The sequence below is a fragment of the Rhizobium sp. 862_C5_N1_2 genome, assembly GCF_051811205.1.
Classification (GTDB): Bacteria; Pseudomonadota; Alphaproteobacteria; order Rhizobiales; family Rhizobiaceae; genus Rhizobium; species Rhizobium leguminosarum.
Genome location: NZ_JBPWPT010000002.1, coordinates 746,396 through 764,079 on the forward strand (window position 1 = coordinate 746,396; position 17,684 = coordinate 764,079).

The window sequence follows — 17,684 nt, forward strand, 5'->3', positions numbered from 1 at the left end:
GGCCGAAATGACAACCGCAATACACGCAACCGACCCACTTTTTGCTGCCGAAGAATGGATAGCGGCTGGTCGTGATGTTTCGATTGCGACCGTGATCGAAACCTGGGGTTCGGCGCCGTGTTTGGCGGGCAGCCATCTGGTGGTCGACGCTGATGGCAATTTCGAAGGCTCGGTCTCCGGCGGCTGCATCGAAGCTGCGGTGATCACGGCGGCCATCGATGTGATTGCCGACGGCAAGGCGCAGATGCTGGAATTCGGTGTCGCGGACGAAACTGCCTGGCGAGTCGGCTTGTCCTGCGGCGGGCGCATCCGCGTCTATGTCGAAAGGATCGGCTGATGCGCCTCAACAGTCTGCAAAGCCTGAACGCCGCGCGTCGAAAACGTGTTGCCGCAGTGCTTCTGACCGATCATCATGCCGACGAGGAGCATGTCATCCTGGAAGGTGACCCGATCGAGGAACCGTTTGTCGCACTCGTCGAACGTGCCTTTCGGTCCGGCCGCTCTATAGCCTTCGACAGCGCTTCCGCAAGCGGCTTCGTCAACGTTTACATGCCCGCCCCGCGTATTGCCATCATCGGCGCCGTCCATATCAGCCAATGTCTGACGCAGATGGCAAGGCTCGCTGGCTTCGATGTGCGGGTCATAGACCCTCGCACGGCCTTTGCGACGCGGGATCGCTTTCCTGACGTGCTGCTGTCCGCCGATTGGCCTGCCGATGCGCTTACGGCCGATCCGCTCGACCGTTACACCGCCTTGGTCGCGCTCACCCACGATCCGAAGATCGATGATTTTCCCCTGGCCGCGGCATTGCGCACCGGCTGCTTCTACATTGGCGCACTCGGCAGTCAAAAGACCCACGCCGCGCGGACCGAACGCCTTGCCGCAGACGGCTTTGGCGCCGATGCACTTTCAACCATCCACGCTCCGATCGGGCTTGATATAGGTGCGTCCAACCCCGCCGAGATCGCCGTGGCCATATTGGCTCAGGTCATCCAGGCGCTTCACTCGCGCCGCCCTTCGCTCTCCTAGGATGGGCCGCAATGAAACGCCGTCAGTTCTTGCCGACGACGCTGGCTGGTCGCCTCATGCGCTACGACTTGCGGAAGAAGCCTTTTCGAAGCGGCATATACTGCGCCAAGGCGACCTTGTGTAGCTGGAGCGGGCTGGCCTTCGTCAAGGTGACGGCAGCCCGCATCGGCGATACCATTCGGAGAGATGCGGCCGTCCATTGCCGATGAAGCCCGTGACTGATCATCGTCGTCGGTGCATACGCGGCGATCGATCATGGCGATTTCATTCCCGCAGGCAGTCGCGAGGCGGTCAGTCGTATCCTGCGCGTCGACATGCCGATCGATCCGGGAAACCTCATGGTTTCTCGGCGAGATCGGTACCTGTTATGCCGTCGGGGCGCCGGGGTGACTCCCGCAGCCCCAAAAGGGAATGGCTTCGATCGACTGCCGGGGCGGATCCTGGTAGGTGCATATCCCAACGCGTACGATATTGGTCGCATGGGCGTGGGTGGCCTGCTAATGGAAATCCAGACAGGGTCGATGCCGCGTGAGACCTTGAAGGAGACGTCATTGGAGCCAAAGGTCGCAATCGTCCTGCTGGCGGCAGGAATGGCAACACGCATGGGCCCGAATGGAGGTCACAAGCTGCTGGCTGCTTTTGACGGCATGCCGCTTGTTCGCCGGTCAGCCCTGATCGCGATGGGCAGCGATGCCGCATCGGTCACGGTTGTCGTCGGCCATCGTCAAGATGACATCCGCAAGGTCCTGGTCGATCTCCCGGTGACGATCATCGCAAATCCGGCCTACCCGTCGGGCATGGCAAGTTCGCTTACGACGGGCTTTGCCGCTGCCGAGGCCGATGACACGGAGGGCGTTCTCGTCATGCTAGCTGACATGCCGGGCGTGACCACAGACGATCTCAACAGATTGATCACGGCCTTTCGCGAAACCAATGGCGAAACTATTGTTCGCGCCGTGTCGCGCGGCAAGCGCGGAAATCCGGTCATCCTGCCGCGGGCACTGAACGATGCCGTTCTCCGCCTGGAGGGAGATGTGGGCGCCCGCCATCTGGTCGAAACCTCCGGGCTGGCGGTGACAGACGTCGAGATTGGCGATGCGGCGAGGATCGACGTCGACACGCCGGAGGCTATCATTGCGGCCGGCGGGACGCCTGCTGGAACAGCCTGAAGGCTTATAATGTTGACTGAGCCAACCTCGGGGAGCTGTGATCTCGTACGGCTGTCACTGGCGGCTATCTGCTCGGCCAGCTAGCCAGGGACGGCGCCTGTGTTCGAAGGGCGATGTCACGTTGTTCGCTTAATCCCCGACAAAGCGTTTGCCGATGAATTTACGCAGTTGCGCCGGTCACGACTTTCCAATGCGCTGATGCGATGAATATGGGTGCCAAGGGCTGAGCGTTTCTGGTGAGACGTGACGAAATATTTCTGATTGTCTTCTAGTCCCCGCCGATAACGACTGGGTTCATCGCTCCAGATCAGCCACCGGCGCGCTGCCGAACATGCTCTTGTACTCGCGGCTGAATTGCGACGGGCTTTTATAACCCACCTCATACGCCACGCGCGAAACATTGGTGCTGCCGCCGGCAAGGAGCTTCCGCGCCTCAAGCAAGCGAATATGGCGTTGAAACGCAAGTGGGCTGAACCCCGTGACTTCCTTGAAATGCCTGTGAAAGCTTGTAACGCTCATGTGAGAAGCCGCCGCCAGCTCAGGAATATTGACAGGCTCGCTATGATTGGAAGCGAGCCAATCGGCCGCCGACTTGAGTTGTTGAAATCGGCCGTTTCTCTGGCTGACCTGTCGGAGCGTGTCGCCCATCGAGCTCTGAAGCAGGCGATAATAAAGCTCAAACTCGTAGTGCGGTGCCAGCGCACCGATATCGTCGGGCGCTTTCAGCAGCCCTACGAGGCGGGCAAATGCGTCGCCGACGGGTCCTTCCAGACCGCCGGCGGCGACTGCGCATGTCCAACGGTCCTCACGCTTGGGGATATCGAGCATGACGCGCGTCAGAATATCGGCATCAAGATGAAGGCTGATGCCGACATAGGGGAAATTAGGCTTAGCGCCGGTCAATTGGTGGCTGTAGGGCAGGCCAAAGGACGATACCGCGCAAGCGCCTGTGGCCAGTTCGAACCGATTGGCGCCCATGATCAAGACTTTGGTTCCGCGCAATACCGCATAGAACATGGGTTCGAACACCGCCGGAGTGGGCGACGTGGCCCTTGTGCTTGTCCAAATCGTCAAGCGCGGAACGGGGGTAGGAACGCCGACTGTACCCGCATGCGCCGAAACAAACGGAGCAACGGCGTTCAGCAGAAGTGTCGATGGCTTCACAGGGTCGAACATCACGCCAGCATGTAGTGATTTGGTAGGATCAGGCAAGTGTCTGGGAAGATCAGGAATGTTGCCTGCGTCGCAACTGCCTATTTTGAGGCTCAACAAAAAAGCCTGCCGGAGCAGCCCGTAGCGAGGAATGAGCCTCCAAATCGGCGTCAAGGCGACAGGAATAGGAAAGGGTTCGACCATGCAGGAACTAGCTGGAAAGAATGCGCTCGTCACTGGTGGATCGCGTGGCATCGGGGCTGCGATCGCGATTGCTCTGTCGGAGAAAGGTGCGAACGTTGCGATAACGTACGAGCGATCCGCCGACAGCGCGGAGCGACTTTTCCGGACTATTGAAAGGAATGGGGGCAAGGCAATGGCGATACAGGCCGACAGCGCGGATCCTTCGGCCATCCAGCGGTCGGTGGACGAAACTGTCCGCACGCTGGGCGGTCTCGATATTCTCGTCAACAATGCGGCGATCGCGCGATACAACAACATTGCAGATTTCACGATCGAGGACATCGACGCGCTGCTTGCCGTTAACGTGCGTGGGCCTGTTCTGACCGCAAAGGCTGCCATCCCCCACCTCAAGGAAGGCGGGCGCATCATTACCATCGGATCAGCGGGCGCGGATCGCATAGCCGGCGTGCCTGGTACGGTCTACTATATGACCAAAGGCGCGCTCCAGGCATTCAACCGTGGCCTCGCCCGCGAACTGGGCGCCCGAGATATAACGGTTAATCTCGTCCAGCCTGGATCGACAAATACTGACGCGAACCCCGAGACGGGGGAATTCGCCGACTATCAGCGTGGTCTCAGCGCCCTTGGCCGCTTTAACCAGCCGGAGGATGTCGCAGCAGCAGTCGCTTTCCTCGCAACGCCGGCCGCCCGGCAAATCACTGGCACCATCCTTACGGTGGACGGCGGCGCGCTTGCGTAGTGTTTGGTAATGGCTTTTGGTTGCTCGGGCTGACGGCGTTCTACTCAAAATATCTGCCGACATAGGCGCGGGCCTGCGCGTCAGCTCCGGGACCGTCTCGATCTGCCGCTCTATATCCGTTAGACGGGCTGTTCGTTTCCTTGCCTGCTATGATCGAAACACTCGATGAGCATTTCGGTCAGGACGCGGACCTTTCTAGAGGGGTGCTGTCCCGGCGGACGAACGACATAGATTCCGGCCGGTGGCGGCGGATGATTTTTCATGACCGTCACTAGCGCGCCGGAATTGATATAGCCCTGGGTGAGGCCATCGGGGAGGGCAGCGATACCCAAACCGGCCGCGGCAGCGACGACGAGAGCCGCCCCGTTGTCAGCCTTGAAACGGCCCTGCGGGCGAATGGTCAGGATCTTGTCGCCGTCCATCACCTGCCACGTTTCCATCCCCTGCATAAGCGCCTGATGCGTGACGAGTTCCTCCGGTGTTTCGGGGGAGCCATGGGCTTTGATATAGGCGGGGCTCGCGACATATTTTCCGTGGAGGGGGCCGACTCGTCTTGCAATCAGGTTGGAATCTTGCAGGGTGCCAACCCGGATCGCGCAATCAAACCCTTCCGCGATCATATCAACGAAACGGTCGCTATAGCTGGTCTGGATCTGCAGTTGCGGATGGCGAGATGCCATTTCCGCCAGAACAGATGCAAAGTGGGTGGGGCCGAAGGAAAGGGGTGCGGCTACTCTCAGGCGGCCGCTCAGTTCGCCGGCGGGCAGGATCGTGTCTCTGGCCAAATCGATCTCGGCGCTGACCCTGGCGGCATAATCCCGGAAAGTGGCGCCCGCTTCCGTCAAGGACGCGCCGCGTGTCGACCTTGCAAGTAGCTGGACGCCAAGCTCAGCCTCAAGCCTTACGAGCCGTCGGCTGACCATTGATTTGGAGACACCCAGCCGGAGCGCAGCAGGCGTCACTCCGCCGGCATCCGCAACCTCCACAAACGTCCGCAGATCTTCGATCTCCATCCTGCGTTCCTCGTTCCGCGACACTGTTCGGCACAAACGATGACTACCGCATCGAAATCGGGAATGACAAGATCCTTTCTCAGACGGCGCTTCGGAGGGTGTTCGCCCCTCCTGCAGTGTGTCTCAATCAACCGCCAACATAGGATGTAAATATGACCTTTCGTAACGGCCTTGACTCACTTCTTCGTCCCGAAGACTCCGTCCTCGTCATGATCGACCACCAGCCTTATCAGCTCGCAAACGTGAACAGCCACGATCCGCAGGCGGTCGTGAACAACACGACGGCGCTTGCGAAAGCGGCAAAGGTTTTCAACGTCCCTACGATCCTGACAAGCGTGATTGCCGGTCGCGGTGGCTTGCTCTTCAAGCACCTCACCGAAGTTTTCCCTGGGCAGGAGGTGATCGACCGCACATTCATCAACACCTGGCAGGACTCGAAAGTGGTGGACGCGGTCAAGGCCACCGGCCGCAAGCAGCTCATCATTGCTGGTCTGTGGACCGAAGTCTGCGTTGCGATGCCGGCTATCCAGGCTGCCGGCGAGGGCTGGGACGTTACGGTGATTACCGACGCATCGGGTGGTACCTCGGTCGAAGCGCATCAGGTCGCCATCCAGCGGATGATCGGAGCCGGCATCAACATGATGACCTGGCTCGCGATCGCCGCCGAATGGCAGCGCGATTGGGCTCGCGAGGAGACCGCGGCTGCACTGACGGACGTCATCATCGAGCATGCCGGTGGTAGCGGCATCGCCTATCTGTGGGAGCAGCAGCTCCTCAATACGCCGGTTCAGGCGGCCAGCCGGGCCGGCCTTTAAAAGCTGACTGGGATGGCGGACTCTCGCATTGATGTCACCGTAAAGGCCCCAAAGTCGAGCCTCGCCATCCCGACTCAAGTTCACGCTTGGCCCAGCCGTCCACCGACGCTGCGACCACCGTGACGGCGACAATCTGAGGGCGGAAATGAAACTGGCCTGGTAGCGACGACAACGAACCGCGCAATCAACTTAAGGACCAAGCATGGAAATTGGTATCGACAGTTTCGCAGCCATCCTTCCTGATCCGAAAACGGGTAAGCTCCCGTCACCGTCGGATCGCATGGCCGAGCTTATCGAGGAGGTCGTTGTCGCTGATCGCGTCGGGCTCGACGTCTTCGGTATCGGTGAGCATCATCGGGCTGAGTTTCTCGACTCCGCTCCGACTGTCATTCTGGCCGCGGCCGCGGCCCGCACTACCCGTATCCGGTTGGCGAGCGCGGTCACGGTTCTAAGCGCGGCCGATCCGGTGCGTGTCTTCCAGGAATTCGCGACGCTCGACTTGATTTCCAGGGGGCGTACCGAGCTCGTGGTCGGTCGAGGCTCCTTTGTCGAGGCCTATCCGCTATTCGGCCTGGATACGCGTCATTATGACGAGCTCTTCGCCGAAAAGCTCGATCTGTTTCTCAAGCTCGGCGAGACGAGAGATATCACCTGGGAAGGCCGCTTTCGTCCGCCACTCAACGGGCAAGGCGTCTTTCCGCGTCCACATCAATCGCGGCTTCCAGTCTGGATTGGCGTCGGCGGTTCTCCAGAATCCTTCGCACGCGCCGGTGTACTTGGCCTTCCCTTGATGGTGGCGATCATCGGCGGCAGCTTCGAGCGCTTCCGGCCACTTGTCGATCTCTATCGCGAAAGTGGCCTGCGCGCCGGGCATGATCACCAAAAACTTAAGGTGGGAGTCCATGCAATGGGTTTCGTCGGCGAGACCGACACTGCTGCAAAGGATGCCTTCTTTCCCGGATGGGCGCATCTGACGACGAAGATAGGCCGTGAGCGCGGCTGGTCGCCTCCGACGCGACAACAGTTCGAGATCATGGCGGGTTCCGACGGTGCATTCCTGGTCGGCGATCCGAAAACTGTAGCGGCCAAGATGCTGCAGGCAAGCGAAACGCTTGGCGGCCTTTCGCGCATCACCTTTCAAATGAGTACGGCTTCGCTTGAAACGGCCGCGATGAAGCTGTCGATCGAGCTTCTGGGCACGCAGGTCGCTCCGATCATCAGGGCGGCGCGATAGGACGGGTATCCACGGTGTCGCAACGGAGGAGCCAGATGGACATCGAAGATCTGCGGGTATTCGTCGAGGTTGCCGATTCGGGAGGTATCACTTCGGCTGCGCGTCGACTGAGGGTCTCCAAATCGATGGTCAGCCGCGCCCTTATCAGGATCGAGGGAGCACTCGGAACCCAGCTTCTTGCACGAACGACCCGGGGAGCCGGTCTGACGGAAGCAGGGGTCCTGTTTCGGGATCATGCAGCGCGGGTATGTGCCGAGATCGATACTGCGCGCGAGGCGATCCTGCCCGAAGGTGACCTTCGTGGACGCTTCCGAATTGCAGTTCCGCTGACATCGGGTCCGGTACATTTCGCACCGGTTCTGGCCAAGATGGCGCGCCACCACCCGCAGCTTCAGATCCATGCCGACTATAGCGATCGGTTCGCTGACTTGATCGTCGACGGGTTCGATTGTGCAATCCGTGTCGGCGCTCTTCGCAATTCGAATTTGATCGCAAAACGCGTCGGCCAGATCTACGGCAAGCTGGTGGCGAGTCCGGCCTATATAAGATTGCATGGCTCGCCGGAGAAGCCGGAAGAGATAGCATCACACCACGCTCTGGTCGGTGCGGAGACTTGGCGATTCATGGATGGCGAGAAAATCATCACAGTGCAACCGCAGGGCCGCTTCAGGACCGACAACGGCATGGCGCTTGCGAGCGCGGCCGCTGAAGGGCTCGGCATCGCCTGGCTCCCCGATTGCGTCACCCGCGACTACCTCGCTTCAGGGGCTCTCGTTCCGATCATGACACGTTTCCCGCTACCGGTCGGCGGGGTCTATGTCGTACGGCCTCCCAGCCCGCACCCATCCCGAAAGGTGCGGATTCTCTCGGAGTTCCTGATCGAATCCTTTGAGAAAGACGGGCATCTTTGGGGTGCCGAGACTGATGCCGCGACAGCGGGTTCCGCTTTCCGCGACACAGTGTAGCGTTTCCCAAACCTAGTCGCGGGTGCTGTAGCTTTCTAGTTTCGGTGGCGGCTTTCGCCAGCCGGGTAGCAGAGCGGATGGGCAGTTCTGCGGCGCTAACCCTGCAGACTGAAGAGGAGAACATGCATGAGTTGGAACCCCGCAATCGCGCCAGCCTGTCCTGAAGATATCGGCTTGGATGCGATCGACACTCTCATCATTCCACGTTCGCGCGACCTTGGTGGCTTTGAAGTTCGGCGCGCCTTGCCTGCACCGAAGCGCCAGATGGTGGGACCTTTCATCTTCTTCGATCAGGTCGGGCCTGCGGAATTCCTGACTGGACAGGGCATCGATGTGCGGCCGCATCCGCATATTGGCCTCGGCACCGTTACTTACCTCTATCGCGGCGAATTTCATCACCGCGACAGCACCGGGGCCGACCAGATCATCCGTCCCGGCGAGTTGAACTGGATGGTTGCCGGGCGAGGTGTTTCCCACTCCGAGCGCACCACAGCGGCGGGTCGAAGCGGGCCACAAAGCCTGCTGGGAATACAGACCTGGGTGGCGCTTCCCGACAGCCACGAAGACATGACGCCCATGTTTGAACATCATGGTAAGAACACGCTTCCGATGGTCGAGGATCGCGGTGTCAAGCTGCGGCTTATCCTGGGTAATGCCTACGGCGAGGCCGCTCCCGCAACGATGTTTTCCGATACTTTCTATGCCGATGTTGCACTGGAGGCAGGCGCTCGCCTGCCCTTGCCGGATAATCATGAGGATCGCGGGATCTATATCGTTGAGGGCTCGATCTCGATTGCTGGCCAGGACTTCGAAGCACCGCAGATGATGGTGTTCCGTCCCGGTGACAGGATCACGGTCACCGCCGGGGGCCAAGGTGCAAGGCTGATGGCACTTGGCGGAGCCACACTTTCAGGACCACGCCACATCTGGTGGAACTTCGTCGCTTCTTCCAAGGAGCGTATCGAAGAGGCCAAGGCCGAGTGGCGCGCCCAGAACTGGGGGAAGGGCCGTTTCGATCTCCCGGTTGACGACAGGGATGAGCACATTCCCTTGCCCGATTGATTTTTGCCGATCGGCTTCAATTTGGAGACCAACTGAGAGGGGCGGGTCGGCGCCTTAAACACGAAGGAAATACGATGAGCGAAGAGGTTGAACGGGAAGATGGCGTGTCGAAGGGGCGGTACCGGATTGTCGTTGATCGATCCGAGGCCGAAATGACATACAGCCGAGCGGGGCAAAAGCTGATCATCATCGACCACACGGATGTTCCTGCCGCGTTGCGCGGTCGAAAAATCGGCGAGCAATTGGTCCGGCAGGCGGTAGAGGACGCCCGGCGCGAAGGCATCTCGATCATACCGCTTTGCCCATTCGCGAAAGCGCAGATAGAGCGCCATGCGGAATGGCAGGATGTTTTGAGAAAGTGAAAAATTTTGCCGAACGCGGAAGAACACCCACCTGTTTCAAGAGGCGAAGCAGGCCCTTCAAGCTGCTGCCGGAGAGATAAACAATGGCCGAAAACACTCCTGATCTAACTTTGGCAGAGCGCCAGATCGCCGAGGTCATCAGTCGCACCGACAAGACTCTTGCTGCCGCGGTCTCCTGTGCTCTGGAGGATGCGACCAAACAAGCTGCCGAGGATATGCGAGCGATCGGCCAGGAAGATGCTGTGCCGGCAATGAAATATTTCGCGGCAGTTGTTCACCAGCGAATGTATTGTCTCATGTGTGGCGCAGACCCGGATACATTCGAAGGGGGAAACCCTGAAACTGCCTACCACGTCATCCGCAACTCCCAGAATATCGCCAAGCATTATTGGTCAGCAGACGTTGAGCCTTACCCAGCGAAATAGCGGTGGATCATCCATTGGCATCCAGCACCGCGCCGTTATTGCGTCGGCGGCACCTTTCGTTGCGGATCAGCTCGGCACTAACAGAAAGCCATTTCGACGTTCGGAAGGAACTGGCCGCGTCGGCGATCGCTGATCCAGGTCAGATTTATGTATAATCGGGAATCGCGGCGGCCTATTATCCGCCGGCAATTCTGCCAACGCATCCTCCGCAACATATGCACGCTGCCAGACAGCTTCCGGCAACCGGCTACCCAATACACACCCGACCCGCCCGCTTGACCGCGAAGGTTCGATCGGGAACTTGATTGAATTCAGGCCAAGTGATCTCCTGTACCAAGCCGCAGAGTGGGAGCGAGCCGGTCGACCTCGCAATCTTGACGTTACCCACACGCTGATCGTTCGTCTTGCCTGCCGAGGCCCCCCGCGCCGTCCTTGACGGCCGCGCTTCCGAAACGTTCGATGAGCATTTCAGTGAGGGTTCTCACCTTTCGCGAGGGATGCTGGCCGGGTGGCCTTACGACGAAGATGCCGGCTGGCGGAATCGGATGGCGCGTCATGATTGGCACCAATGCGCCCAAACGAATATGATCCGCGACAAGCGGTTCCGGCAGATAGCCGATCCCAATACCATCCAGAGCGGCAGATACGAGCGATATTCCGCTATCGGCTACGAACCGTCCCTGCGGACGCACCGTAATAATCCTATCGCCGTCCATGAATTGCCACCTCTCGTCGTCTCGCATGACGACTTGATGATTTGCAATCTCGTCCGGTGTTACCGGAGCGCCGTGAGCTTCTATGTATTCGGGACTCGCAACCAGTATCCCGAAGATCGATCCGACACGTCGTGCGATTAGGACAGAATCTTGGAGGTGGCCAACCCGAATGGCGCAGTCAAACCCCTCTCCGACGAGATCCACGAAACGATCGGTATAGGAAGAAAGGATTTGTAGTTGGGGATGTCTGCGCGCCATTTGAGAGAGGACAGGAGCAAAATGTGTTGGGCCAAAAGAAAGCGGCGCAGCGACACGTAACCGGCCGCGAAGATCTCCGGAGGGAAGAGTGGCCTCCCTCGCAACGTCAAACTCGCTGCAGATTTTTGCTGCGTGCTCGCGAAACGTCGCGCCAGCTTCGGTCAAGGAGGCGCCGCGCGTCGTTCGCGCGAGCAATTGAACGCCCAGGAATTGCTCAAGTCGCGCAAGCCTTCGGCTGACGAGCGATTTGGAAACGCCAAGCCGGCGCGCTGCCTGTGTGACGCCGGTGGCGTCAGCAACCTCCACGAAGGTGCGCAGTTCCTCAATATCCATTGGTGTTTCCTATTCGGCGACATGGTGTCTCAGTTTGATGGCCTACCGTAGCCGAACTTGCAATGGCACTGTCCACCTGGACGATTTCACAAGGGTTTTTGTCTTCCGACAAGTCGGCCTTCAACGACGACATGCGAAAAAAGTGATGACCTTTCGCGACGGCTTGGACTCACTTCTTCGCCCATCGCGCGCATCCGCATGGCACCGGCTCCGAATGACCGCATTTCGTAAAATCAGTCGAACGAGGGTAAAATGATCAGAAAGATATTCATCGCGTTTGTGACAAGTTTTTCTTTCTCTGTAGCTCAGGCACAAACGACGCAGGAACAGCCCGGCGCCGATCTGATCGTTATCAATGCAAAGATCTTCACCGGCAGCCGTGCCCAGCCCGAAGCTTCGGCTTTGGCGGTCAAGAACGGCCGCATTTATTCCGTCGGCTCTGATGCGGACATTCTCGGTCTAAAGAACTCCAACACCGAGACTATTGATGCTCGCAGCCGCACACTCATTCCCGGCATCATTGATGCCCATATCCATGTCCTCAACGATCTGGCCTATAACTACAATGTTCGATGGGATGGCGTGCCGACGCTGCGTCGGGCGTTGACGATGCTGAGCGAGCAGGCCGCACGCACGCCGAAAGGTCAATGGGTCAAAGTGATCGGAGGCTGGTCACCCTACCAATTTGAGGAGAACCGCTTCCCCACGCTGGATGAATTGCGCCGCGCCGTGCCCGATCGCCCCCTGATTGTGCAATATGCCTATAACCAAGCCTTCTTGAACAAGCAGGCGATGGAGGCGCTTGGCGTCGGTACCGATCGGTTCCCAAAGGTGCCGGACACCGAATTCGAAAGGGACAGCCGCGGTGATCCCACTGGTGTGATCCACGGTTATACTTGGTTGTTTCTCGCCCTCGAGAGCATGGTGCCGCAGCCCACGTTCGACGAACAAGTGAGTTCGATGGTCTATAGCATTCATGGTCTGAACCGGTTCGGCGTGACCTCGATCATCGATAACGGCGGTAGGTGGCCCTACCCGGAGGCCCAGGCGAGGGTAGACGTGCTTGCACGAGACAACCGTCTCAATGTGCGCATGCCCTTTGTGGACTTGCAACTCGGCGACGGCGGACCGGTGAACATGGTGGATCTGGAAATCGAGGCGATCACGAAAACGGCGCCGATAAGTGCAGGGCAAAACCTCCACCCCACCCTGGCACATGGCCATGAATATCGAGGTGCCGGGGAGGTTCTGAGCGGGGAAGTGCACGATCATGAGAACTTCGACCGTCCGGCGGTCATCATCGAGCCCGAGAAGATGCGGCGCTTCGTCGAGCAGGATGTGATGAAGCTGGTCCAGCGCCGCATCCCGTTCCGCATGCACGTAAGCTACAACGAAAACATCTCCCCCTTTCTCGACGCGCTGGAGAAGGTGAACGAAACGATCTCGCTCGATGGCCTGAAATGGAGTCTTGAGCACGCCGAGACCATCAGTCCGGAGAACATCGCTCGGGTGAAAAAGCTGGGTGGCGGAATTGCCCTGGACGCCAAAATGGCGCTGCACGGCGATGGGTTCATCAGGACAAATGGTCGCGAGAAGGCGTTGGAGACGCCGCGTCTGCGCATGCTCGTCGATAGCGGCATACCGCTGGCCATGACCACCGACGCCTTCCGGGCAGCCACGTTCAACCCTTGGGTGGCTGTAAGTTGGATGGTCTCTGGCAAGTCTGTGTCCGGATCCGAGATACTTGCCGAGAACAATCGCCTGTCACGCACCGAGGCGCTGAAACTGTTCACCAGCGGTGCTGCCTGGTTCATGAATGCAGAAGCCGAACTAGGCATAATCGCACCCGGAAATCTGGCAGACTTCGCAGTTCTCGACAGGGACTACTTCGCCGTGCCGGAAGATCAAATCAGCTCTATATCCTCTGTACTGACTATTATGGACGGAAAGGTGGTGTTTGGTGCGCAGGACTACAGCGCTCTATCGCCAAAACTGCCCGACATCCTTCCGGCTTGGGCACCCGTAAAATACTTCGGCAGCTATCATGGGGAAAAATGAACCCAGTGGAATGGTTCCCCCTGATGCCCTGACAGTTCCATTTGCAGGAGCTCATTGGACCGCGGTTTCGCCGCGCGGCTGTACCCGGCCGCGGGGAAAGAACCATCGCCTACATTGACAGCGATCGTTCAGTACCCCCCTCGAAAACAATGCGCGTCAACGGGACGGCTTCACCGAGAAGGGTGCCTCGGCGGCGCTCGGCTCATCTGGCGGCAGTCAGCAGACGGCCTTTACGACGCTCGGCGTACACGCCGCAACATCATTCGAAACCTTCGGTCTTCCGGCCAGCGTTCGCGGATCGCTTGGTTGGCACCATGCTACTGGCGATACCGATGCGACTTCGACATTGCGCTTTTCTTCGGGTCTCCCATTCGCCGTCGAGGGTGCCTCCATCGATACCAATGTCGCAGTGGCGGACATAGGTCTTGACCTGGGGCTCTCGCCCGGTAGCAAGCTCGCCTTGCGCTACTCAAGTCAGATCGGCGCAGACTCGTTTGAAAACAACCTTTCCGCACGACTCGACATCAGGTTTTGAGCCAGAAACGGTGCCGGACGGGCCAATGCTGTGCATGGGGATAAAGACTGCCGAGAGAAGGGGAAGGTGGGAGATGTCTCGTTGCGGGCTTACAACCCAAAACCGGGCGACGCAGCACGGTATGGAATTCAAGCGCGCGGTTGTTAACCCTGTAGCGTCGCGCGCCACCGATCTTGACGGCCAAATATTCTCGCTGAGATGCCAATAATGAGCGATACATCGCGCATATAGGAACTATATGACCGACATGTCGATCATTATAGCAGGTAAAGCTGTAGACATTTGTCTTGCCCAATGCATGATGCATATTATGGCTATATGTATGATGGATCGATCAATGCCGGCAACGAAAAAACAGAGCTACGCACGATATACGATTGCTGCCGTCAATGTTTTAGGAAACATGATCCAGCTTGAACGTAAATCGCGGAGGAGCTTGATAAACTGACATTTCTGCTTGAGTCAGGCTCAGACCGAATTGGGGCGCTCGATTTCAAACATCGCCGATAAAATATATTGGTCGCGGTACCGGCCACGCCACGCTTGATCAACTCATGAATGCCGCGGAACGGGTTGAAAAGAACCTTCCCCTCAGCCCCGAGCTGGATCAAGCGCTCCACCACGGCAGCTCGGTTGGCGGGGTTAGGCCAAAAGCCTTGATCGATGATGAGGCGCGCAAATTCATCGCAAAATTCTCGAGCAGCTCTGACACGTATAGCGTGGTGAGGGGCGAATACATTGCCATGCGCCTGGCCGCGCTTTCAGGTCTGAATGTATCGCCTGTAAAGATCGTTCGAGCGTCGGGGAAGGACGTATTGCTTGTCCAGCGCTTTGACCGCATTCGCGCTGGCAACGCTTGGTATCGCCGGTCGATGGTATCCGCCTTGACCATGCTCGAGCTCGACGAAATGCACGCGCGATATGCAAGCTATCAGGATCTGGCTGAAAGCGTACGCGTTTTACCTCCGTTCCTGAAACATTGAGAGAGCTGTTTTCTCGCCTTTGCTTCAATGTCCTCGTTGGTTGGCCGACGGGTTGCCGACACTGGCTATTGCGCCTTGAAACGTTGGCGGTAGAGTGGGCGGCCAAGTTGCCGACGACGCTATCCTCGAACGGCCGCTTCAATTGCCGCGACGTCGATCTTCTGCATCTTCATCATCGCGTCGAAGGCTCTTTTTGCTTCAATCCCACCAGTTCTCATGGCATCCATCAAAACGCGCGGCGTGATCTGCCACGAGATTCCCCAACGGTCCTTGCACCACCCGCATTCGCTTTCCCGTCCGCCATTTCCAACGATGGCGTTCCAATATCGGTCGGTTTCCTCCTGGTTTTCTGTCGAAATCTGGAATGAGAATGCTTCACTGTGTTTGAAGGTTGAGCCGCCGTTCAATCCGACGCAAGAGACACCGGCAACCGTAAATTCGACAACCAAAACGTTGCCGACTTTTCCATCCGGATAATCGCCGGGTGCTCGAATAATGGCTCCGACAGCGCTATCAGGGAAAGTCTGCGCATAAAAGTTTGCAGCTTCCTCGGCATCTTTCTCGAACCAAAGGCAGATCGTGTTCTTGGCCATTTCAGTCCCTTTCATGATTTGGTGTGAGGGGTCTAGCAGTCGTCATGATTGAAAGACGGACGAGTTATCGAGGAACCGACATCATCCCAAAAAGATTCTTTGGTCGGCAACGGTAGCGATATCGGCGCGGGAGATGCCGGCGGAGAAAATCGTCGTCTTCAAGCGATAAGGTTCGTCATCCAAATCTTATTTGCCCAAGGCGACGATGGGGCTCTTGAGACGATATGAACTTCTGACCCGTCAAAGATCAAACCGCTGCCCGCGTCCATCGAACAGGACCAGCGCACTCCCGGTTTAGTGCTCAATGACCCGGTAAATTGCGCTCGGCAAGGTGACGCGCGAGCGTCTCTAAAAAGCAAGGTTGCGACGAATGACTTCAGGCGCTCGGCAAATTGATTTGGGCCAGCCGACTCGTCCCAGCCGGGCTGAGTCAGGCGCTTAATTGTCCCTATAAGCTGTACCAGCATTGGACGGCTTCCCATTGAAGCGCGACCTCTACTCAATGAGCTGCGGCAGGCACTCTCCTTGAAGTAGCTGTGTAACGATTTCAGCGCGTCGCGCGTCTCAAATCTTGTCTAAAACCCCTAGAGCGGCTGCGGTTCTTCGGATCCTCGACGTGTCGAAATCCGCGTCGTTCTCCAGAGCTGTCACCTCCGCAACAGTCAGACCAGTAGTTTCTGCGACGTCGTCCAGCGAATAGCCGCGAGCCTGGCGAGCCTCTGCAAGCAGAGCGCCGATGGACGGGACAACAGGGGATTTCGCAATCTTCGAGGCCATGTTCATGTCGTTGAGGCTCCTTTTGGCGGCCGGAAAACGTGCAAACCGTTTTCTAGTTCCACCGCTGCCGACCGCGTCCGGCAGCGGACGATTTCTCGATTTCCGCGGGCGCTCTTTCTATCAGTTTGTGCGACGGAGTACAGATCTGACGTGATGAAGGAGCGGACGCCCCTTGCATGCGGCCGACAAGAGGTATCGTAGATGCCGCCTCAGGCGAAACAAACAGATCGAACTGCTGTCTTTCGCTACCTCGGGTTCATTCTTAAAACGACTCTTCAGACTACATCGTCCGACAGATCCGCTATAAGGGATCGCTCGTACAGATCAGGAGAAAACATGGAGACCGTGGAGATCAGCAACCGCAGTGACTTGGCGCTCTGGGCGATCCAACGCGCGCAAGCAATCGTTGCGGCCGAAGGCGCGGCCTTCGCGATGGCTGCTCGTGATATGAATGAGGAAGCGCTGGCGGAGACTGCCGCCGCACTTGGCAAGGCCATCAGCGATGCCATGCTCGAGGTCTTCGACGGCCTGCTAGAAGAATAGTCTCAAGCTTGAGTCTCGGGATAGCAGGCGCTTTCCGACCAATATTCTAATATAATTTTTGGTCAGTAATCGAGTGAAAAGCCAGGAGACCGACGATCTGTTTGATTGACTTGCCGGTGTTCACTAGAAAGTCGCTGGCCCGCTGGATGCGCACCGTCATTTGATATTGCTTGGCCGACATGCCAGTCTGCGCGCGAAAAAGGCGCCGAAAATAGAGGTAGCTGACACCGAGTTCCTCGGCGAACTGTTCAACCGAAAGCGGCAGGCCGCAACGCTCCATCAAAATCATTCGCGCACAACCGACGAGCCTGCCGGATACGCTTCTGTTGATATCGGTGGGCCGGCATAAAAGGGCCAGCAACTGAAGTCCAGGGGTTGAGATGCGCGGCTGATTGCGCGCGGTATCGTGCTGCGCCAACGCGTGGATCGAAGTGAACAAATCTGAAATCTCGGAGCTGCTTGGTCGCTCCGGTTGCGCCGAGCCGGCGTCGCATGCGAAATTGAAGGCGCTTCCCCCCGCATTCGATCCAGTGCTCGACCCATCCGGTGCGGCGATCCGGGGCATGCCGGTGCCTGGCACCGGGAAAGAGCAGGAAAATAGAGCCTTCGGGTATCGTTGTCGGTCTCCACCCGTCCGGCGCCCGCTCCCCGTCGTCATTCCCATGGTGGATTGCCGCGAACTCCTGGATCGCAACCCCTGCCGCTATTGAACCTTGCCT

The 17,684-nt window shown here is 58.3% G+C and carries 20 protein-coding genes and 2 pseudogenes; 15 read left to right on the forward strand and 7 right to left on the reverse strand.

The window, feature by feature from the left end; all coding sequences use genetic code 11:
• Nucleotides 1–7: 7 nt before the first annotated feature.
• The 4 genes from ACD590_RS27795 (at nucleotide 8) to ACD590_RS27810 (ending at nucleotide 2,198) form a co-directional block, all read left to right on the forward strand.
• Entirely contained in the window at nucleotides 8–337 is a 330-nt protein-coding gene (locus ACD590_RS27795; RefSeq protein WP_130716195.1) for an XdhC family protein, read from the forward strand.
• Nucleotides 337–1,029, forward strand: coding sequence for an XdhC family protein (locus tag ACD590_RS27800; protein WP_130716194.1), 693 nt, complete (start codon nucleotides 337–339; stop codon nucleotides 1,027–1,029). The genes ACD590_RS27795 and ACD590_RS27800 overlap by 1 nt, the downstream gene beginning before the upstream one ends.
• Before the next feature lie 11 nt (nucleotides 1,030–1,040).
• Nucleotides 1,041–1,238, forward strand: coding sequence for a hypothetical protein (locus ACD590_RS27805; protein ID WP_131590807.1), 198 nt, complete (start codon nucleotides 1,041–1,043; stop codon nucleotides 1,236–1,238).
• A 291-nt stretch (nucleotides 1,239–1,529) separates the two neighbouring features.
• On the forward strand, nucleotides 1,530–2,198 hold the full coding sequence (locus ACD590_RS27810; protein WP_439021010.1) for a nucleotidyltransferase family protein: 669 nt from the start codon (nucleotides 1,530–1,532) through the stop codon (nucleotides 2,196–2,198).
• Nucleotides 2,199–2,492: 294 nt separating this feature from the next.
• On the opposite strand, the gene ACD590_RS27815 is transcribed toward ACD590_RS27810, so the two are convergent.
• Complete coding sequence (locus ACD590_RS27815; RefSeq protein WP_245500311.1) at nucleotides 2,493–3,554, reverse strand: AraC family transcriptional regulator; 1,062 nt, start codon at nucleotides 3,552–3,554, stop codon at nucleotides 2,493–2,495.
• On the opposite strand from ACD590_RS27815, the gene ACD590_RS27820 reads away from it, so the two are divergent.
• Entirely contained in the window at nucleotides 3,553–4,293 is a 741-nt protein-coding gene (locus tag ACD590_RS27820) for an SDR family NAD(P)-dependent oxidoreductase (protein WP_113544111.1), read from the forward strand. The two genes, ACD590_RS27815 and ACD590_RS27820, sit on opposite strands and share 2 nt — an antisense overlap.
• Nucleotides 4,294–4,412: 119 nt before the next feature.
• Here the strand turns inward: ACD590_RS27820 and ACD590_RS27825 are convergent, their stop codons facing one another.
• The gene (locus tag ACD590_RS27825) at nucleotides 4,413–5,306 is read right to left on the reverse strand and encodes a LysR family transcriptional regulator (protein ID WP_018444481.1); all 894 of its coding nucleotides are present in this window, start codon (nucleotides 5,304–5,306) and stop codon (nucleotides 4,413–4,415) included.
• A 152-nt stretch (nucleotides 5,307–5,458) separates the two neighbouring features.
• Here ACD590_RS27825 and ACD590_RS27830 point away from each other — a divergent pair, with 152 nt between their 5' ends.
• The 6 genes from ACD590_RS27830 (at nucleotide 5,459) to ACD590_RS27855 (ending at nucleotide 10,169) form a co-directional block, all read left to right on the forward strand.
• The gene (locus tag ACD590_RS27830) at nucleotides 5,459–6,121 is read left to right on the forward strand and encodes a hydrolase (RefSeq protein WP_113544078.1); all 663 of its coding nucleotides are present in this window, start codon (nucleotides 5,459–5,461) and stop codon (nucleotides 6,119–6,121) included.
• A 202-nt stretch (nucleotides 6,122–6,323) separates the two neighbouring features.
• Nucleotides 6,324–7,355 carry an LLM class flavin-dependent oxidoreductase gene (locus tag ACD590_RS27835; protein WP_130716193.1) on the forward strand — a complete coding sequence of 344 codons (1,032 nt, stop codon included), beginning with the start codon at nucleotides 6,324–6,326 and terminating at the stop codon, nucleotides 7,353–7,355.
• A 35-nt stretch (nucleotides 7,356–7,390) separates the two neighbouring features.
• A complete protein-coding gene (locus tag ACD590_RS27840) occupies nucleotides 7,391–8,320 on the forward strand; it encodes a LysR family transcriptional regulator (RefSeq protein WP_130716192.1) in 930 nt (309 codons plus the stop codon).
• A gap of 126 nt (nucleotides 8,321–8,446) precedes the next feature.
• Nucleotides 8,447–9,382: a pirin family protein gene (locus ACD590_RS27845; protein ID WP_130716191.1), complete on the forward strand. Its 936-nt coding sequence runs from the start codon at nucleotides 8,447–8,449 to the stop codon at nucleotides 9,380–9,382.
• Nucleotides 9,383–9,456: 74 nt separating this feature from the next.
• Complete coding sequence (locus ACD590_RS27850; RefSeq protein ID WP_018444476.1) at nucleotides 9,457–9,744, forward strand: GNAT family N-acetyltransferase; 288 nt, start codon at nucleotides 9,457–9,459, stop codon at nucleotides 9,742–9,744.
• 83 nt (nucleotides 9,745–9,827) lie between these two features.
• Entirely contained in the window at nucleotides 9,828–10,169 is a 342-nt protein-coding gene (locus tag ACD590_RS27855) for a hypothetical protein (protein ID WP_112907564.1), read from the forward strand.
• A gap of 380 nt (nucleotides 10,170–10,549) precedes the next feature.
• On the opposite strand, the gene ACD590_RS27860 is transcribed toward ACD590_RS27855, so the two are convergent.
• Nucleotides 10,550–11,476: a LysR family transcriptional regulator gene (locus tag ACD590_RS27860; RefSeq protein WP_130716190.1), complete on the reverse strand. Its 927-nt coding sequence runs from the start codon at nucleotides 11,474–11,476 to the stop codon at nucleotides 10,550–10,552.
• Nucleotides 11,477–11,728: 252 nt separating this feature from the next.
• Here ACD590_RS27860 and ACD590_RS27865 point away from each other — a divergent pair, with 252 nt between their 5' ends.
• The 3 genes and pseudogenes from ACD590_RS27865 to ACD590_RS27875 form a co-directional block, all read left to right on the forward strand.
• Entirely contained in the window at nucleotides 11,729–13,534 is a 1,806-nt protein-coding gene (locus ACD590_RS27865; RefSeq protein ID WP_130716189.1) for an amidohydrolase, read from the forward strand.
• Between the two features lie 169 nt (nucleotides 13,535–13,703).
• Nucleotides 13,704–14,069 (forward strand): annotated as a pseudogene (locus ACD590_RS27870) (autotransporter outer membrane beta-barrel domain-containing protein); the annotation flags it as partial.
• 432 nt (nucleotides 14,070–14,501) lie between these two features.
• Nucleotides 14,502–15,093 (forward strand): annotated as a pseudogene (locus ACD590_RS27875) (type II toxin-antitoxin system HipA family toxin); the annotation flags it as partial.
• Between the two features lie 78 nt (nucleotides 15,094–15,171).
• Here the strand turns inward: ACD590_RS27875 and ACD590_RS27880 are convergent.
• Complete coding sequence (locus tag ACD590_RS27880) at nucleotides 15,172–15,645, reverse strand: VOC family protein (RefSeq protein WP_018245242.1); 474 nt, start codon at nucleotides 15,643–15,645, stop codon at nucleotides 15,172–15,174.
• A gap of 564 nt (nucleotides 15,646–16,209) precedes the next feature.
• Complete coding sequence (locus tag ACD590_RS27885) at nucleotides 16,210–16,428, reverse strand: helix-turn-helix domain-containing protein (RefSeq protein WP_028731433.1); 219 nt, start codon at nucleotides 16,426–16,428, stop codon at nucleotides 16,210–16,212.
• A gap of 330 nt (nucleotides 16,429–16,758) precedes the next feature.
• Here ACD590_RS27885 and ACD590_RS27890 point away from each other — a divergent pair, with 330 nt between their 5' ends.
• Complete coding sequence (locus ACD590_RS27890; protein WP_018245239.1) at nucleotides 16,759–16,965, forward strand: hypothetical protein; 207 nt, start codon at nucleotides 16,759–16,761, stop codon at nucleotides 16,963–16,965.
• Nucleotides 16,966–17,011: 46 nt separating this feature from the next.
• Here the strand turns inward: ACD590_RS27890 and ACD590_RS27895 are convergent, their stop codons facing one another.
• Together ACD590_RS27895 and ACD590_RS27900 are read right to left on the reverse strand one after the other, a co-directional pair.
• A complete protein-coding gene (locus ACD590_RS27895; RefSeq protein WP_439004064.1) occupies nucleotides 17,012–17,254 on the reverse strand; it encodes a helix-turn-helix transcriptional regulator in 243 nt (80 codons plus the stop codon).
• The gene (locus ACD590_RS27900) at nucleotides 17,214–17,672 is read right to left on the reverse strand and encodes an AraC family ligand binding domain-containing protein (protein ID WP_130718836.1); all 459 of its coding nucleotides are present in this window, start codon (nucleotides 17,670–17,672) and stop codon (nucleotides 17,214–17,216) included. Before ACD590_RS27900 ends, ACD590_RS27895 begins: the two co-directional genes overlap by 41 nt.
• Nucleotides 17,673–17,684: the final 12 nt, after the last annotated feature.

What these genes read in the sequence shown, in the direction of transcription:
- ACD590_RS27855 (WP_112907564.1), top strand. Translation starts at nt 9,828, where the DNA reads ATGGCCGAAAACACTCCTGATCTAACTTTGGCAGAGCGCCAGATCGCC.
- ACD590_RS27860 (WP_130716190.1), bottom strand. Translation starts at nt 11,476, where the DNA reads ATGGATATTGAGGAACTGCGCACCTTCGTGGAGGTTGCTGACGCCACC.
- ACD590_RS27835 (WP_130716193.1), top strand. Translation starts at nt 6,324, where the DNA reads ATGGAAATTGGTATCGACAGTTTCGCAGCCATCCTTCCTGATCCGAAA.
- ACD590_RS27845 (WP_130716191.1), top strand. Translation starts at nt 8,447, where the DNA reads ATGAGTTGGAACCCCGCAATCGCGCCAGCCTGTCCTGAAGATATCGGC.
- ACD590_RS27850 (WP_018444476.1), top strand. Translation starts at nt 9,457, where the DNA reads ATGAGCGAAGAGGTTGAACGGGAAGATGGCGTGTCGAAGGGGCGGTAC.
- ACD590_RS27890 (WP_018245239.1), top strand. Translation starts at nt 16,759, where the DNA reads ATGGAGACCGTGGAGATCAGCAACCGCAGTGACTTGGCGCTCTGGGCG.
- ACD590_RS27880 (WP_018245242.1), bottom strand. Translation starts at nt 15,645, where the DNA reads ATGGCCAAGAACACGATCTGCCTTTGGTTCGAGAAAGATGCCGAGGAA.
- ACD590_RS27885 (WP_028731433.1), bottom strand. Translation starts at nt 16,428, where the DNA reads ATGAACATGGCCTCGAAGATTGCGAAATCCCCTGTTGTCCCGTCCATC.
- ACD590_RS27800 (WP_130716194.1), top strand. Translation starts at nt 337, where the DNA reads ATGCGCCTCAACAGTCTGCAAAGCCTGAACGCCGCGCGTCGAAAACGT.
- ACD590_RS27795 (WP_130716195.1), top strand. Translation starts at nt 8, where the DNA reads ATGACAACCGCAATACACGCAACCGACCCACTTTTTGCTGCCGAAGAA.
- ACD590_RS27840 (WP_130716192.1), top strand. Translation starts at nt 7,391, where the DNA reads ATGGACATCGAAGATCTGCGGGTATTCGTCGAGGTTGCCGATTCGGGA.
- ACD590_RS27815 (WP_245500311.1), bottom strand. Translation starts at nt 3,554, where the DNA reads ATGGTCGAACCCTTTCCTATTCCTGTCGCCTTGACGCCGATTTGGAGG.
- ACD590_RS27895 (WP_439004064.1), bottom strand. Translation starts at nt 17,254, where the DNA reads ATGATTTTGATGGAGCGTTGCGGCCTGCCGCTTTCGGTTGAACAGTTC.
- ACD590_RS27865 (WP_130716189.1), top strand. Translation starts at nt 11,729, where the DNA reads ATGATCAGAAAGATATTCATCGCGTTTGTGACAAGTTTTTCTTTCTCT.
- ACD590_RS27830 (WP_113544078.1), top strand. Translation starts at nt 5,459, where the DNA reads ATGACCTTTCGTAACGGCCTTGACTCACTTCTTCGTCCCGAAGACTCC.
- ACD590_RS27810 (WP_439021010.1), top strand. Translation starts at nt 1,530, where the DNA reads ATGGAAATCCAGACAGGGTCGATGCCGCGTGAGACCTTGAAGGAGACG.
- ACD590_RS27820 (WP_113544111.1), top strand. Translation starts at nt 3,553, where the DNA reads ATGCAGGAACTAGCTGGAAAGAATGCGCTCGTCACTGGTGGATCGCGT.
- ACD590_RS27825 (WP_018444481.1), bottom strand. Translation starts at nt 5,306, where the DNA reads ATGGAGATCGAAGATCTGCGGACGTTTGTGGAGGTTGCGGATGCCGGC.
- ACD590_RS27805 (WP_131590807.1), top strand. Translation starts at nt 1,041, where the DNA reads ATGAAACGCCGTCAGTTCTTGCCGACGACGCTGGCTGGTCGCCTCATG.